Consider the following 670-nt stretch of genomic DNA (forward strand, 5'->3'; position numbering starts at 1 on the left):
AAATACGCGAGCGCTTTGGATAAGGCGGCAAGAAAATCTATTATTCATGCAAACAGAGCGGGCGCTAAAAAATCGGATATGATGAAAAAAATCAACGCCGTGTAATAAATCTTTCGTTAAAATAAAAATATTTGTTTAATAAAATTTTCAAAAAAATTAGGAGTTTTTAATGCTACCCGTAAACGATTTAAGAAAAGGAGACGCTATAATTTTGGACGGAGAAACCTATTTGGTAATGGACGCTCACTTTCATAGAGCGCAACAGAGAAAAGCGAATGTCCGAACTAAATTAAAAAATATGCTTAAAGGAAATATCGTTGAAAAAACTTTTTCGTCTACCGAAAGCGTGGAAGAAGCGGATATATCTTACAGAAAAGCTCAATATTTATACGAAGAAGGAAACAGTTATATTTTTATGATTTTAGACGATTACGAGCAAGTTCATGTCGATGCGGAAATATTGGGAAATAACAAATACTATCTTTTGGACAACAGCGAAGTCGATTTGCAATATATTAACGATGAAGTTACGGCGGTTCGTTTTCCAATTCATGTAGTTTTGGGAGTAGCCTATACGGAGCCAGGGTTTAAAGGCGACACAACGGGAGCCACTTTAAAGCCCGCAAAACTTGAAACGGGAATGGAAGTGAATGTTCCTTTATCATAGTTT

1 protein-coding gene is annotated in these 670 nt (G+C 35.8%); it reads left to right on the plus strand.

Annotated features, from left to right (window positions below; all coding sequences use genetic code 11):
* Positions 1-169 precede the first annotated feature (169 nt).
* The gene (locus EZH24_RS13115) at positions 170-667 is read left to right on the plus strand and encodes an elongation factor P (protein WP_137999456.1); all 498 of its coding nucleotides are present in this window, start codon (positions 170-172) and stop codon (positions 665-667) included.
* Positions 668-670 lie beyond the last annotated feature (3 nt).

This window comes from Brachyspira catarrhinii, assembly GCF_005518285.1.
In the GTDB taxonomy this organism is placed as follows: Bacteria; Spirochaetota; Brachyspiria; order Brachyspirales; family Brachyspiraceae; genus Brachyspira; species Brachyspira catarrhinii.

Bases quoted from the DNA above. Each gene is read 5' to 3' on its own strand.
- EZH24_RS13115 (WP_137999456.1), top strand. From the start codon at position 170: ATGCTACCCGTAAACGATTTAAGAAAAGGAGACGCTATAATTTTGGAC.